The organism is Siphonobacter curvatus (genome assembly GCF_002943425.1).
Classification (GTDB): Bacteria; Bacteroidota; Bacteroidia; order Cytophagales; family Spirosomataceae; genus Siphonobacter; species Siphonobacter curvatus.
On record NZ_PTRA01000001.1, the window covers coordinates 3,339,273 to 3,353,813 of the forward strand.

Here is a 14,541-nt window from a genome sequence, read left to right on the forward strand (position 1 = left end):
TATTGGTATAAGATATCCGTATGGAATACGGGGCTAATTATATTGAACCTCTCAGTCCACAATCAATTCATCCAGCAGCAACCAGGCTTTGTTACCCGCTCCGTATTCGCCTGGGGGGACGATGCCTTTGTTGAGGGCTTTTAACTTTATGAATCGGGCCTTTTTCGGGGTAAACTGACCGTTCACGGGATTGATGCCATTGATTGGGAATTCGGTTTGCTGGTAGACTTGCTGGTACGTTTTTCCGTCTTCCGACACCCATACCTGTAGTAAGGTCGGCTCCCAGAAGCGTTGCCAGTGGTAGCGTAATACGTTGGTCTGGACTTTTGAAATCGTTTGCGTTTGCTGTAAATCCAGCGTCCATTCAGCATTTTCACCCAACATTCCGATCCATTCCCCCGTGTTGTAGCGGGCCGTTCCCTGCACGCCGTTGACGGCAATCCGGGGATTGACCGGCTTGAAATTCCCGGCGGGTGACCCTTGAATCATTACGGGCTTACCCGTCGCTTTTGAAACCGTAAAGGCTTTTTCAAACACCCGTCCCTGCTGTTGGTTTCCGGCAAACACGGCGGCTTTCAGCACTGTACTTTTACCAAGGGAAACCGGACCATGATAAGCAGTACTGCTCGTTTTGGGCGTACTTCCATCAAGGGTATACCGAATGGTTGCCTGTGGTAAGGTCGTTGTCAGGCGAACCGCTAGTTTCCCATCCGACGCTACGCTTACTGAATCGGTCAGTTCGTCAAACCCATCGGCATACGACACTTTCAAGCGTTTCAGCATCGGTTCGTTCAGTCGCAGGCGTCGCAGGAAATCGGGATAGGTACGACCTTTCTTCGGCGACCAGGCCGTTTCGGCAATGGCCAACGCCCGGGGAAAAATCATGTACTCGGCGTGAGCTTCCGTCGCCAGGTATTCGCTCCAGACATTGCCCTGAATTCCCAACAGATACGAAGCCTCTTCCGCCGTGAGCGAATCGGGTACGGGTTCGTAGCTATAAACTTTGCTCAGGGGTGTGTACCAGGCCGCCGCCGTGGGTTCGCTGGCGTACAGAGACTGGTAAAAGTCGAAGTACACAAAGGGCTCGGGTGTCATGATGGCCTTGTGTTTCTGCCGCATGGCTTCGATGCCGCCTTCGGTGCCCCGCCAGCTCATGACAGTAGCTCCGGGCGAAAGGCCCCCTTCCAGGATTTCGTCCCAGCCGATGATCTCCCGATTTTTTGTCAGCAGATATTTCTCCATTCGCTGAATGAAGTAACTCTGTAATTCGTGTTCATCTTTCAAGCCTTGGTGCTGCATGCGGGCCTGACATTTCGGACAGCTTTTCCAGCGGGTTTTCGGGCATTCGTCACCGCCGATGTGAATGTATTTTGACGGAAACAACTCGACGACTTCATCGAGTACGTTTTGCAGGAACGTAAACGTGCTGTCATTTCCGGCACAGTACACATCGTCAAAAATCCCCCAGAATGTGGCCGCCTGATAGGGTCCGCCCGTACAGCCCAAAGCCGGGAATGCGGAAAGAGCCGCCAGAGCGTGGCCCGGCATTTCTATTTCCGGAATCACCGTAATGTGCCGCTGAGCCGCGTACCGCACCACCTCCCGTACTTCCTCCTGGGTATAGTATCCGCCGTATTTCTTGCCGTCGAACCGATGGGGCAGTTCGCGTTTGTGGCCAATGAGTGTCTCCTTGCGGTAGGCAGCTACATTTTGTAGTTCTGGATAGCGTTTAATCTCGATTCGCCAGCCCTGATCATCGGTCAGGTGCCAGTGAAAGGTATTGAATTTATACTGGGCGAGCAGGTCGATGTATTTCTTAATAAAAGGCACCTGGAACCAGTGGCGACTGACATCCAGGTGCATACCTCGGTACGAAAACCGGGGATAGTCTATAATTTGACTAGCAGGTAACCGTAAGTTCTTGGATTGATGAAGCAGTTGCACGAAACTCTGGACACCGTAGAACAGTCCAGCCGGATCGTGACCGATTAATTCAATGCTTTTGGGTTGAATTCGCAGCTGATAGCCTTCCGGCTGAGCTACCTTCAGCGAATCAATTTTTAGAGAAATAGAGGCCTTTGCCGAGGTCACTGGCAAAGTAAATCCGGTCAATGCACGAATTTGCTCCTGGGTAAGTTTCAGTAAGTCAGCCGGCACACCGGAATCGGACGAAAGTTTCGCTAAGGCCGTAAGCGTAAATTCGCCCGAGTTCCGGTGATAGGCTACTGGCTGAGGAATGAGTCCGCTTTGAGCGAACCCCTTTCCAAAACCGATGAAGAAAAGTACTATGGTTACTAGGTATTTCATTCCTGAACTATTCAAATGAGTGGTTAAAGAAGGGAATATAACTCACTCATTCTATCATTCACTCCTTCAACATTATTACTGCTTATCTAACCAGATTCGAGTCATAAACTCGTTGGCTCCCTGAGTTGCCACTGCTTTGTAATAGTTATCAGCGTTCAGGTTTTCTTCCGTTGCCGGGTATAACATTCGTCTGAAGATTTGACCTCCGGTGTTATTACCTGCGTAGTTATTCGGCACCAGAGCGGGGTAACCCGTACGTCTCCAGTTGAGGAATACTTCCTGAGAGTTAGGAAATACAGATACCCAGAACTGCGTATGAATTTGTTCCATCTGAGCCGCAACAGTGCCTGTTTTCAGAGCTTGTGCCGTTACATAAGCCTCAATGTTTGCATCAGAAATAACGCCATCGCTACCGTACAATGACCACTGACGTAACGCGGCCCGGGTGCCTGACGCATACAGGTTTGCTGCCGTTTCAGTGGTATACCAACCCCGAAGTGCCGCCTCTGCCAGATAGAAATTTACTTCTGCATTGGTTAACACCAACATGGGAGCACTTAACTTCAGAAGCGTATTCTGGTTAGGCTCTGAGTAGGTCACAAAATCGCTAGGTTTTGTGTTGGCAATGTTGTGAGCCATCCCTTTCTGAATAGAAGGATCATTGCTGGCTTTTCCATTCACGTATACTACCGAAATGACAGGGAGACGCGGATCATTCGTTGCTTTCAGGTAATCAATAAAAACCTTATCGTACTTGCCTCCTTCAGGGTTACTATTGCCGTTGGCCAGGATATAATCACTGTTCAACATCCAGTAAGCCAGCGGATTTTGATTAATGATCTGTCCAGAAGCCAGATAAGAGATTTTAGCCAGATCCGCATCTTCACGAATAACGCCACCGGCAATCGCCTTTTTCACCCAGGTTTCAGCCAGCGTACTATTGGCTTTCGTCATTCGCATGCCCATGCGTAACATCAGCGAGTACGCAAACTTTTTCCACTTCGTCAGGTCTCCACCATAAATCATATCGGCGGCACCAAACGTCGTCTTCGTCGCATCAAACATGCCTACGGCTGTTTCCAATTGAGCCAGCAGATCGGTATAGATGCTTTGTTGTGAATCGTAAACGGGCTTATAATTACTCGATACGTATCCCAAAGCCGCCTCTTTATACGGAATATCACCGTATAAGTCGGTAACCTTTGAGAAACAGTACACCTGCCAGATTTTAGCAATCGCCAGTTTATTAACCAGAGCTGGATCTTTTTCGAAGGCTCGTACAATTTCGCCCATTTCATTGAGCTCTTTCGTATAGGCACTACTAAACACCGCATAAGGAGCTGTTCCCTGATTAAAAATGTATTTAGAGCCCCAACCTGCCACGTCATTATAGCTGGTTGTGTATTGCATGGTGCCCTGTAAACCCGTGATCATGTTTCCTACGGCATCGTACTGAGCTTTCGTAAATACATAATCTCCGTTGATCGTACTGGAAGCGTCCGGGTTCGTATTTAACTCTTCAAAACCTTTATCGCAGCTTTGCAAAACCGTCAGAGCTAGGAGACAGGCATATATTTTATAGAATCTTTTTTTCATCGTAGTCGGTAATTAGAATTTCAAGAGAAGATTCAAACCATAACTTCTGGTTCTGGGCAAGCCAATCGATTCAAAACCTTGGTTTGAACTGTTCGTAAAGCTTTGCTCAGGGTCAAAATTGTCCGTGTTTTTATACAGCGTCAGAATATTCCGTGAAACAAATGAGATGCTCGCTGACTGTAGTTTCAGAAGTTTGAAGTTTTTTACCGGAATGTTGTAACTCACCATGGCCTGACGGAGCTTCACAAAGCTGGCATCGTGCAGGAAGAGTTCCGTGTAATTTTTGTCGTTGTCATAATACGTACGCAGGTTTTCCTTCGCGATCGTCTTCGTAAAGCTATCTCCACTTGCCGTCACACCCGTTACTGTTAAGCCATTCTCCCGACCGTCAAGGGTTCTTTTCAGTTTACCCATTCGGTTGGCGTATACCTCTAATACTGAGAAGATTTTGTTACCAAACTTACCATCCACCAGGAAGTTGAATGAGAAGTTTTTGTAATGGAATTCGTTGGTTAATCCCATCGTTAACGGAGGTACGCCCTTGCCTAATTCATGCAGATTTGATTTTAAAGCATAACCCGTCGTTGGATCGTAGATGATGTTGCCATTCGCATCCCGCTGACGAGTCGTACCCACGATTGTTCCGTACGAACGGCCTTCAATCGAGTTGATATAAGCCCAGTTTCCTACCGAGGTAGCCATCTGTAAAGACGTAATGCCATCGGCTAGTTTAATTACTTTACTGTCGTTATAGGCTACGTTATAGCTGATGTCCCAACCGAAATTCTTTCGACGAATAGGGCTATACGTTACTAAGGCTTCAACCCCTTTATTACTCATCTTACCTACGTTCATGTACACCGAATTATAGCCAGATGTTTCGCTAATGCTCGTCTGAACGATGTCGTCGGTCGTAGAACGGTTATAATACGTTAGGTCTAACCCTACCCGGCGGTTCAGGAATTGCAAGTCAACCCCCACTTCATACGTGGTAGAAGTCAAAGGTTTCAGTCCTGCATTGGTAATAGCCGTACTGGTTACGTTCTGCAAGGGTTGTCCCGAACTAGGGACCATTGAATACGTCAGATTAATGGCATAAGGATCAGGCGTTGCTCCTCCTACCTGAGCCCAGGAAGCACGAACTTTGGCAAAGTCAATGGCCCGGGGTAATGCTATGGCCTGCGACAGAACGAAGCTACCACCAATGGATGGGTAAAAAATGGAGTTGTTTTTAGGACTCAAGGTAGAGAACCAATCCTGACGACCCGTCATGGTTAAGAACGCAATGCCTTTGTAATCTAAATCTAATGATCCAAATACCGAGTTTGTACGTACTCTCTGATTCAGCGGAGTCGTAGTGATCGTTCTTAAGTTCGTAGAGCTGTAGAAGTAAGGAAGTACATAGTTACTACCCGCAATATTGATTTGGTTGTAGTTATAATCACGACGGTTTGCTCCAACGAGAGCCGACAGACCAATCGTAGAAGCAATCTTGGTATTATAGTTTGCCGTTACCATGGCGTTGGTTTCGCTCACGTCTGTCTTAAGTTCGTTATACTCACCGTTAGGAACGTATAAAGTGCCAGTCGGCAGGATGTATTTATACTGGTAATTGAAGAAGTCGCGGCTAACGGTTCCCTTCACAAACAAATTATCCAGGATGTTGTAAGTCAAACCAAACTGACCGATAAAACGGTTCTTCGTATCGTTCTGCTTGTATTTATTGATAACGAAATAGCTATTGGAAGCAATGGAAGCATCATTCCAGGCAATTTCATTATTGTTTGCATCATACCCTGGAGCCAGCCAGCGAATGTCTGAGGTATTACCAATCATATAAGGAGTCCAGTTGGGATTTCCCAACGCATCTCCGGCTCCCGTTTTGTTGTTATTCGCTTCGATCGTGTATTGAGCTAAAGCCTCTACCGCAATTTTAGGTCCAAACTTACCATTCAAGCTCAGGTTACCCGTTTTACGATTATACGTCTGCGTCGGTAGTATTCCTTTGGCGTCCAGATCAGATACGGAGAATCGATAGTTAACATTCTCATTTCCTCCGTTGACGGCTAAGGTATTCGTAAACGTTTTACCCGTCTGATAGAAGTTTTTCAGGTTGTTCCGCTGAGCAACGTAAGGATGCGTTAAGCCATCAGCGGCTACGAAATCAGACCCGTCAATTTTAGCACCCCAGGAACGACGACCCCAGGCAATGCCCTGAGCCTGCGTAGTTGGCTTTACGGCTCCGTCTCCCTGTCCGTATTCATACTGCCAGTCAGGCACAACGGCGATGCTTTCTGCGGTGAAGGTAGAATTGAAGTCAACACCAATGCCTTTTTGAGCACGCCCTTTCTTGGTGGTAATCAAAATAACCCCGTTGGCAGCCCGTGAGCCGTATAAAGCAGCTGCAGTACCCCCTTTCAAAACACTCATGCTTTCAATATCATCCGGGTTAATTCCGCCAATCCCATCGCCACGGTCCACGTTACCCTGTCCACCGTTGGCTGTTGCACTTCCACCCGGAGTCGTGTTATCAATCGGCATCCCATTAATTACATACAGGGGCTGGTTGGCTCCGGTTAATGAACCATTCCCGCGAATAATGATCCGGCTTGATCCGCCGGGTCCTGTTGAAAGACCCGTAGCATTCACCCCAGCGATCTTACCAGACAGGGCATTGGCTACGTTGTTTTCACGAGCCTGCGTAAACTCAGAGCCTTTTACTTCCGTTACCGAATAAGCCAGAGCTTTTTTATCCCGCTGAATACCCAGGGCCGTCACGACTACTTCATTCAGGCTTTTGGTATCTTCTTTCATGGCCACGTCCACCGTCGTGCGTCCGCCTACCGGGATTTCCTGAGAAACGTAGCCCAGGTACGAGAAAATCAGGGTTGCTTCCGCAGCAGCATTGAGGGTGTACTGCCCCTGAGCGTCCGTTACAGTCCCTTTCGTCGACCCCTTTTCAACCACGGTCACCCCTGGTAGCGGTGAACCATCCGTGACATTGGTCACTTTGCCAGTAATGTTCTGGGCCATCGCTGACAGACTCATGAGCCACAGCAAGGCAAACAGTCTGCCAAACCTTGCCTGAAAGCGTAAGAAGGAGATTTTCATAATGGTAGTAAAAGTGTGAAAGCGTTTAATGGGATTTTGTTCAGGGGTATTTTCGCAAAAAGTGCACTATTGTTTGCAATTTTTGCGAAATATAGAGGTCTTATATCGATAATTGCAAATATTATTTTAAAATTTGCTCCATATAGCAACGTATACAGTCAATAAAAACTGTATATCAAAATTATAGATTGCAAAACATGCGTTAATCAGTTTTTTATTTTGAATTTATTTTGTAAAAAAATAAAGATAGATCCAGGGCAGAATAGTAGAGCAGTAGTGAGGCGGCCCCTTTTTTTATACCTTTGTTTATTCAACAGCAAGCCCTTTGTCTAATGTCAGTAGTCCTCTTAAAAGAAAGCCGTAAGGATTTAATAATCAACCAGGTAAACCTTCATACGCGTATTACCCTTACGGAATTAGCCAGTACGCTTAATGTGTCGGAGGATACCATACGTCGAGACATCAATGACCTGGCCGAAGAGGGTAAACTGATTAAGATTCGGGGTGGAGCCATGTCGAAGGCTTACCACTATTCATCGCAGCCTGTGGAAAGCTACGCTCATGAGAGTAAGCGAATTATTGCAGAAAAAGCAGTAACCCTACTGAAAGACGGCATGCTGGTACTGATGGGTGGTGGTACAACCATTCGGGAATTCATCAAACTTATCCCGGATGAACTCAAAGCTACTTTCCTAACAGTCAATCCATTAACAGCAGTAGAACTACTCGACAAGCCCAATCTGGAGATCATTATGATCGGCGGGCCGATCTCGCGGTATAGCCAGATGGCCGTAGGTGGCGATGTCTATCAACGACTTTCGGAAGTACGCGTGGATCTGTGCATTATGGGAACCAATGCCCTGGACGCGAAGGAAGGATTAACCGATTCCAACTGGGAAACGGTACAGGCAAAAAAGGCCATGATCCGGGCTTCGGATAAAGTTGCAATTCTTGCAATATCGGAGAAGATGAACAGCGTTATGTCTATGAAAGTGGCAGACCTCCGCGAAATTGATTACCTCGTTACGGAATTGTCTGCCACCTCCAGTATGTTAGCCCCCTATCAGGGCGGAAAGACGCAGGTGCTGTAAACTAACTTACTCGGCTAGTTGATAAATGCAGGGCAGGTTGCGAGCCAGACCGTCGAAATCCAGTCCGTATCCCAACACAAATTTATTTTCGATCGCAAAGCCAACGTATTTCAGCGTAACCGGAATTCGCGTGGCTTCGGGCTTGTGAAGCATCGTCGCGATTTCGATGGAACGGGGCTTTTCGGCCGTAATCTGACCGAGCAATTCGGCCATGGTGTGTCCCGTATCCACAATGTCCTCCACGATAATGACATCGCGGTCCCGAATGGGTTCGCTGAGTCCCAGGATTCGTTTTACCTTTCCCGTCGTACCCATGCCTTCGTAAGAACCCACACGAATGAACGTGATTTCACACTCAATCGTAATGTTCTTCATGAGTTCGGAGACGAACATAAACGAGCCGTTCAGTACGGCAATCAGCAGGGGTCGCCGATCCGCATAATCGATACTGATTTGTTCCGCCAGTGTAGCAATTCGATTCTCCAGCGTAACCTGATCTATAAATACTTCAAAATTCTTGTCACGAACCTGTATCACGGTGTTGTTGATTAAGTAGATGGGAAATGAGGTACGGTCCGGTTTGACCACCTTTTCACGGCTACCCTTCCGAAGACCGATCTAAGAAAAATCAAATTTATCGTCTCCTTCGGGAATAGCATCCCAAAATTAGCTTTCGTATCTTTGTTCGCGTTACATCCAGAAAAATTTCCTGCGAGTTCTAAACGACTTTCTACTAATTGCCGTTAATTCTAGCAAGCTTCCAGCCCACGCACTGTATCCGGGAAGCTCTTTGTTAAGCCATGAAAACCAAGTTCCTATTCTTTCTTCTCTTCCTTAGTTCCGTAAGTTCAGCCCAGTCCTGGTTTGAAACGGCGGAGAAAAATGAGCAGGCCCGTTCCGGTGGGATGCTGCTCAAACGTGCAGAGGTACAGATTGAAGCTACCGAGGCGATCAACGCCATGTATAATTACAATTTTACGGAAGCCATCCGGGAGTTTGGGTATTTGCGAGCCAAGTATCCGGAGCACCCGCTCCCCTACTTCCTGTTTGGCCTGGCAGAGTGGTGGAAAATTGTACCGAATACCGACAATGACATGTACGACGCCAAGTGCGAATTGTTCATGGATCAGGCCATTGAAAAGGCGGAAAAGTTGTACGATCAGGGCGGTAATCAGGAAATTGAAGCCAGTTTTTTCCTGGCGGCTTCCTATGCCTTCAAGTCACGAATGTACGCCGAGCGGAAGAAATGGCTGAAAGCCAGTAATGCCGGAAAAAATGCCCTGAAGTATTTTGACAAGTGCAAAGGTCACGAAGATCTGTCGCCGGAAATGGCTTTCGGAGATGGTCTGTACAATTATTACCGACAATGGGTACCCGAAAACTATTCGGCGTTGAAGCCCATTTTCTGGTTTTTTCACGAAGGCAATAAAAGCAAAGGCATCGGTCAGCTGGAATGGGTTTCGCGGAATGCCTTTTATACCCGTACGGAAGCTCAGTATTTCTTACTCCAGATTTACGCTTCCGAAAATCAACACGAAAAAGGCTATCAACTGGCCCGCTACCTCCACGTGACGTACCCCTGGAATCCGTACTTTCACCGCATGTACGCCCGCGAATGTTTCGTGACCGGACGCATGCAGGAAGCGGACGCTGCGGCCAAGTTAATTCTGGAGCGACTCGACAATCGTCAGTTTGGCTACGAGGCCGCCAGTGGACGTTATGCTTCCTACATTCTGGCGTACTATAATCAGTTTTTTTACCATAATCCAGCGGCGGCCAAAGAATACTACCATCGTACGATCAATTACGCCCAGGCGAACGGAGCGACGGAGTCGGGTTATAATACGTCGGCGTTGCTCAATTTGGGGAAAATTGCCGATAGTGAAGGCAATCTGCCCGAAGCCAAGCAGTATTACGAAAAAGTCATTCAGTACGCCGATAAAAAAACCAGTCAGCGGGAAGAAGCCAAAAAGCTACTCGCCAATAATCTGAAACGCCAGAAGGAACAGCGGCGGAAGAAGTAGTGGTTTGTGGTAGATGGTAAAAAGGAAGGTCTGTATTACCAAAGCACAGTCCAGGTTCATTCGTCTTCAACAACCGGCAACGAAAAACTATTAATCCTGAGCTAGCTGTCCTTACGGAACGGCCTCTTACTTCCCATTGCCTTTCAACCCACTTCTCTATGCACGTACTAGCTATCGGGGATTTACACGGCCGCCTCAACTGGAAAGAAGCTCCGATTCAGGAAGCAGATCGGGTTATTTTTGTGGGGGATTACGTGGACTCCAAGCAATTTTCGGATGAACAGACGACGGAGGTGTTGCAAAAAGTCATTGAATTGAAGCGGACTGAACCCGAAAAATACATTTTACTGCTGGGCAATCACGACGTAGCTTATCTCCACTATCCACTATTTCCCTGCTCGAACTTCCGACCTAACATGCAGGCGTTATGGACGGGCATCTACCGAGAGCACGCCGATTGTTTTCAGGTGGCGTATCAGTTGGAAAACTATTTGTTTACGCACGCCGGCGTATCCAGCAGCTGGGCTCAGAAACACGGCATTCGGGGAAACGAGCTGGCGAATACGCTGAATACGCTACAGGAAACGCCTGCCGGAAGGGAAGTCTTATTCCAATGCGGATGGGTACGGGGCGGAAATCCCGGAGCGAAAGGCGGACCTGTTTGGGCAGATGAAACGGAAACAATCGAAGATTACCTGCCGGACTGGCATCAGGTGGTGGGTCATACACCGCAACCCTTCATTCGAACGGAAGGTGACGAAACGGCTTCGATTACGTACATCGATGTACTGGGGAAGCAAACAGATTTCTGGCAACGAACGTTTGCCTAATTAAAAAGGCCAGCTTTTCAGCTGGCCTTTTGCTCTACTTTATAACTTTAGTTTCGCTTTTATACTTTCGGGCAAGGCCGCTTTGGGGAGGATTACATTGATGGTATTCAGAGCAAAATACGGCTCCGATACGTAAATGTATCCCTTGTAAGGGCCGGCTTCTCCCCAGGAGTTTTTCACCAGAAAGAATTTCTTCCCGGACGTACTCGTACCCGTACCCGTAATCTGCATCAGGTGATCATCAACGGTAATCTGGTTATCAAAAAGTTGCTGACGCAGGGCTTGATCTACCTTTTTTTCCGCGGCATCGATCTGATCCGCTTTATCTACGGCTTCAATGGCGTACCCTTTACCTTGCTTGAAACCAGCGTTACTAATATCGGCATCCCACATTACCGTATAGCCCTGCTTGAGACTGGATTCGACCGCCTCCGTTAACTCCTCCAGGGGTAAATTCATGTAAGTCTGATTGGACCAGTTGTCGGGAATTTCCAACACAAAAGATTGATAAAAGGGATGATGCGTGAAGCTCGTCAGACTTACGTAATCTTCGGCTTTGAATTGTAACACCTGATCGGCAAACTGACGGGGTGTATAGGTTTTCCCTTGATATTCAAACGTTTCGGGTACGGGACCGAATTTCTCGTCAAGAATTTTGTTGAAACCTACTTCCCAATCGGATGAAAACGGTTTCTTCTTGAGTACTTCCTCCACATATGCTTTTAATTCTTTATCAAGTTTTCCGTGGTTATGCCCGCTTTCCCCTGACTTCAGTCCCGAATACACGGATTCAGGAACGGCACCGTATCGAGCAATCGCCTGGATAGCGTCGTGTCCCAGTCCACCCTCACCGAATTGAGCTTTTCCCTGCCGACGGATGTAATTACGAGCTTTTTCCAGATAGGTATTCCGGACGGTGTACATCTCCGACAAATCAATTTCACCCAGGCTTTTGCGGATGCATTCTGATTCCACCAGGGACGTAGTCGAAAAACACCAGCAAGTACCTGTTCCGCCCTGGTTCTTGACCGAGGTGACAGCGGCCTGTTGCGTGGTACGTAAGCCCAACTCAGGCGACTGAGCAAAGGCTCCCAATGAAGTCAGGGAAAGAAAGCCTAAACTAAATAAGGTTCTGGTATAGAGCGTCATGGATTGCATATACAATGATTTTGGTGGTAATTTCTGAATTTTTTATCAGTCAGGCAACCCCCAGCGTATATTCCGCATTTCGCTCTTTGTAAATCAGCCTGTATGACCTTATCTGCTCTACTTGATCGTTGCCGTGCCCAGGATGCCAAAGCTCAGCGTTTGCTCTATGAACGCTACGCCGGACGGCTGTTTCGGGTAGCTCAGCGGTACATGAAAGATCGAATGGAGGCCGAAGATCGGCTGGTATCGACGTTTCAGAAAATCTTTGTCCATCTCAAAAAAATGGAATACAAAGACGAAGCTAGCACCTGGCTCTGGATGAAGCGGATTCTGGTCAACGAATGTCTTATGGAGTTACGCCGATCGGCCAACTTTACAATGGTACCCGAGCAGGAAGCCGCCGAACAGTCCTTCGATTACAACATTATCGACGAAATAGCCGCCGAAACCATTCATACGCTGATTGCGGAATTACCGATCGGGTATCGCACCGTATTCAATCTAGTGGCTCTGGAAGGTTACTCCCACGCGGAAGTAGCCGAGCAATTGCAGATTTCGGAGGGCACCTCCAAGTCGCAGCTCAACAAAGCCCGTCAGTTATTACAGAAAAAACTACAAACCCTGGGGTATGCCGCACACATTCGATGAACACATCCGGCAACGTCTGGAAGCCCTGCCGGAAGAACCCTTTAACAGCGAAGACGTCTGGAAACGGATCGAACGACCGTCCAGGCCAAGCAGCCGTCGCTGGTCAATACCGCTGGGTGTGGGTACAGCGGCCGTGCTGGGCATCCTCGTGGGGTATTTCCTGCATCAGCCTGCTACTGAAGTCAGCAAGGGTACACCGCTGTTGAGTAAAGTTCCGGCCAGGTCGTCATCGGTAATCTTACGCTTGGTAAAAGATTCGGTCTTTGTGCAACAAAAGATTGTACTTCCCAAGAAAGCGATCCAGATGCTGGTCTCCGCTCCCGTAGAGCCGGTACTGGTAACCGATTCGTCCCTCCGGGCCATGCCTGCGGTTGCGATTCAACCCACCCCCATTCCGGAGCCTGTACCACCTGCTCACCCAGCCGAAGCGGAAACGTTCGAAGCGACTGTTACGCTGACCATTCCCGAAACCCAGGTCGTGCCTCTGCGGAAAAAGTCCATTCTGGCCCGTCTGTTCCGGGCGGACAAACGCCCGGATACGCGGCCCCGCTGGCAGGACTTTCAGGCTCCTACCTCCGTCGGAAAAGTAAAAACGGACTCCATCAAACACACTCCCTAAACAAACCCTCCCCTCGCTCATGAAAACACCATTTCTGACAATGGTACTGGCATTGCTATGCTCAGTCCCCAACTTGGCTGCCCCGGTAGATTCCATTTTAGTCCGGATTGGCCCCTCCTCGAAAGTACTTTTCTATGGCTCAAAAAAAGCCGATTTAAAAAAACTGGAAAATTACGACTGGAATACGATCCTCCGGGATTTGAACGCCCGACTGAGTGAGACTACAGCCACCGAACCCCGTCAGCACTACATGGATTTGACCGGAAAAAGTTATCTCAATGACAGTACCTTACGGAGTGCAAATGCCATGATAAAAGTGACGGAACTCGAAAGCGATAGACCTCTAACTAAACAAAAACTAAAGTCAGGCTGGCAGGATTTCCGTAACCGGGCTCAGTTAAACCTACTGTTAGGCTGGCCGACCCTTCTATCTCCTAGTTCCAACCCGCCCGACCTGTACCCTACCTGGCTGGATGGATACTACCTGAAAAGCTCAGCTTCCCGCAGATTTGCGGCTAACCTTATCGTTCCTTTTGTACTTCAACGGGTCAATCCAAGAACGAATCTATTTATTGATCTCGGAATTGAATTTTCATTAACTCGATTTAGAACCAGTCAGGATTTTTATTATCGATCTGGCGATTCTTTTGCTACACATCTTCCTCCAGGTTCTGCTGTTAATTACAATGAAACCATTGTTTACCTGGAAGGCTACGGCCGTTTCATCCATCAGCCTTTAATCAAGCGAACCTTCAATGCTACGTATCTGGATTTACTCGCCATTCCCAGCTTGCAATTTTATGATGATGCAGGCAGACGTACCTTTCAGCTAGGGCTTGGTGCCTTTGTAGGGCCACGTATCGGAACTAATATTCGTACGGTGGTCTTGGCAAATCAGGATCTTCGGGTAGCTTCCAAAGAAGCTCCTGAAGTTTCTCCCTATTCTCCCATCCAGGGAGGACTGATTCTTAAACTGGCGTATCGGGATTTTGCCCTGCTTACCCGATACCATGCCAACTCGCACGGAATTATTTACGGGTACAAGCCCAAACAGCTTTCCATTAATTTACAAATACCATTACTCTAGCTTAAACTTCCGTAGCCTCCAAATCTTTTGTATCTTTGATCTATGCTTTCAGGGAACGGACTTAGTTCGTTCCCTCTTT

The 14,541-nt window shown here is 47.8% G+C and carries 11 protein-coding genes; 6 read left to right on the top strand and 5 right to left on the bottom strand.

Features of this window, described 5'->3' with window-relative positions; translation table 11 throughout:
- Window positions 1–51 precede the first annotated feature (51 nt).
- From C5O19_RS13835 to C5O19_RS13845, 3 genes are all read right to left on the bottom strand, one after another.
- Entirely contained in the window at window positions 52–2,307 is a 2,256-nt protein-coding gene (locus tag C5O19_RS13835; protein WP_104713133.1) for a glycoside hydrolase family 20 protein, read from the bottom strand.
- A gap of 75 nt (window positions 2,308–2,382) precedes the next feature.
- Window positions 2,383–3,903 carry a SusD/RagB family nutrient-binding outer membrane lipoprotein gene (locus C5O19_RS13840; protein ID WP_104713135.1) on the bottom strand — a complete coding sequence of 507 codons (1,521 nt, stop codon included), beginning with the start codon at window positions 3,901–3,903 and terminating at the stop codon, window positions 2,383–2,385.
- Between the two features lie 12 nt (window positions 3,904–3,915).
- Window positions 3,916–7,014 (bottom strand): SusC/RagA family TonB-linked outer membrane protein, encoded by a 3,099-nt coding sequence (locus tag C5O19_RS13845; RefSeq protein ID WP_104713137.1) that lies wholly within the window; start codon window positions 7,012–7,014, stop codon window positions 3,916–3,918.
- 332 nt (window positions 7,015–7,346) lie between these two features.
- Between C5O19_RS13845 and C5O19_RS13850 the strand changes: the two genes are divergently transcribed.
- Window positions 7,347–8,105 (top strand): DeoR/GlpR family DNA-binding transcription regulator, encoded by a 759-nt coding sequence (locus C5O19_RS13850; RefSeq protein ID WP_104713139.1) that lies wholly within the window; start codon window positions 7,347–7,349, stop codon window positions 8,103–8,105.
- A 6-nt stretch (window positions 8,106–8,111) separates the two neighbouring features.
- Here the strand turns inward: C5O19_RS13850 and hpt are convergent, their stop codons facing one another.
- Entirely contained in the window at window positions 8,112–8,642 is a 531-nt protein-coding gene (gene hpt / locus C5O19_RS13855) for a hypoxanthine phosphoribosyltransferase (protein WP_094809262.1), read from the bottom strand.
- Window positions 8,643–8,905: 263 nt separating this feature from the next.
- Between hpt and C5O19_RS13860 the strand changes: the two genes are divergently transcribed.
- A complete protein-coding gene (locus C5O19_RS13860) occupies window positions 8,906–10,129 on the top strand; it encodes a hypothetical protein (RefSeq protein ID WP_104713142.1) in 1,224 nt (407 codons plus the stop codon).
- A 158-nt stretch (window positions 10,130–10,287) separates the two neighbouring features.
- Window positions 10,288–10,959 (top strand): metallophosphoesterase, encoded by a 672-nt coding sequence (locus C5O19_RS13865; RefSeq protein ID WP_104713144.1) that lies wholly within the window; start codon window positions 10,288–10,290, stop codon window positions 10,957–10,959.
- A gap of 39 nt (window positions 10,960–10,998) precedes the next feature.
- Here the strand turns inward: C5O19_RS13865 and C5O19_RS13870 are convergent, their stop codons facing one another.
- A complete protein-coding gene (locus C5O19_RS13870) occupies window positions 10,999–12,108 on the bottom strand; it encodes a C1 family peptidase (protein ID WP_104714107.1) in 1,110 nt (369 codons plus the stop codon).
- A 102-nt stretch (window positions 12,109–12,210) separates the two neighbouring features.
- On the opposite strand from C5O19_RS13870, the gene C5O19_RS13875 reads away from it, so the two are divergent.
- Genes C5O19_RS13875 through C5O19_RS13885 form a run of 3 tightly spaced genes read left to right on the top strand, consistent with a single transcriptional unit; the run spans window position 12,211 to window position 14,462 of the window.
- Window positions 12,211–12,756 (top strand): RNA polymerase sigma factor, encoded by a 546-nt coding sequence (locus C5O19_RS13875; protein ID WP_102200116.1) that lies wholly within the window; start codon window positions 12,211–12,213, stop codon window positions 12,754–12,756.
- The gene (locus C5O19_RS13880; RefSeq protein ID WP_104713147.1) at window positions 12,737–13,375 is read left to right on the top strand and encodes a hypothetical protein; all 639 of its coding nucleotides are present in this window, start codon (window positions 12,737–12,739) and stop codon (window positions 13,373–13,375) included. The genes C5O19_RS13875 and C5O19_RS13880 overlap by 20 nt, the downstream gene beginning before the upstream one ends.
- A 19-nt stretch (window positions 13,376–13,394) precedes the next feature.
- Entirely contained in the window at window positions 13,395–14,462 is a 1,068-nt protein-coding gene (locus C5O19_RS13885) for a hypothetical protein (RefSeq protein ID WP_133163363.1), read from the top strand.
- The last annotated feature ends 79 nt before the right edge of the window (window positions 14,463–14,541 follow it).

Excerpts from the sequence above, each read along its gene's own strand:
- C5O19_RS13835 (WP_104713133.1), bottom strand. The coding sequence starts at position 2,307 with ATGAAATACCTAGTAACCATAGTACTTTTCTTCATCGGTTTTGGAAAG.
- C5O19_RS13840 (WP_104713135.1), bottom strand. The coding sequence starts at position 3,903 with ATGAAAAAAAGATTCTATAAAATATATGCCTGTCTCCTAGCTCTGACG.
- C5O19_RS13845 (WP_104713137.1), bottom strand. The coding sequence starts at position 7,014 with ATGAAAATCTCCTTCTTACGCTTTCAGGCAAGGTTTGGCAGACTGTTT.
- C5O19_RS13850 (WP_104713139.1), top strand. The coding sequence starts at position 7,347 with ATGTCAGTAGTCCTCTTAAAAGAAAGCCGTAAGGATTTAATAATCAAC.
- C5O19_RS13860 (WP_104713142.1), top strand. The coding sequence starts at position 8,906 with ATGAAAACCAAGTTCCTATTCTTTCTTCTCTTCCTTAGTTCCGTAAGT.
- C5O19_RS13865 (WP_104713144.1), top strand. The coding sequence starts at position 10,288 with ATGCACGTACTAGCTATCGGGGATTTACACGGCCGCCTCAACTGGAAA.
- C5O19_RS13870 (WP_104714107.1), bottom strand. The coding sequence starts at position 12,108 with ATGACGCTCTATACCAGAACCTTATTTAGTTTAGGCTTTCTTTCCCTG.
- C5O19_RS13875 (WP_102200116.1), top strand. The coding sequence starts at position 12,211 with ATGACCTTATCTGCTCTACTTGATCGTTGCCGTGCCCAGGATGCCAAA.
- C5O19_RS13880 (WP_104713147.1), top strand. The coding sequence starts at position 12,737 with ATGCCGCACACATTCGATGAACACATCCGGCAACGTCTGGAAGCCCTG.
- C5O19_RS13885 (WP_133163363.1), top strand. The coding sequence starts at position 13,395 with ATGAAAACACCATTTCTGACAATGGTACTGGCATTGCTATGCTCAGTC.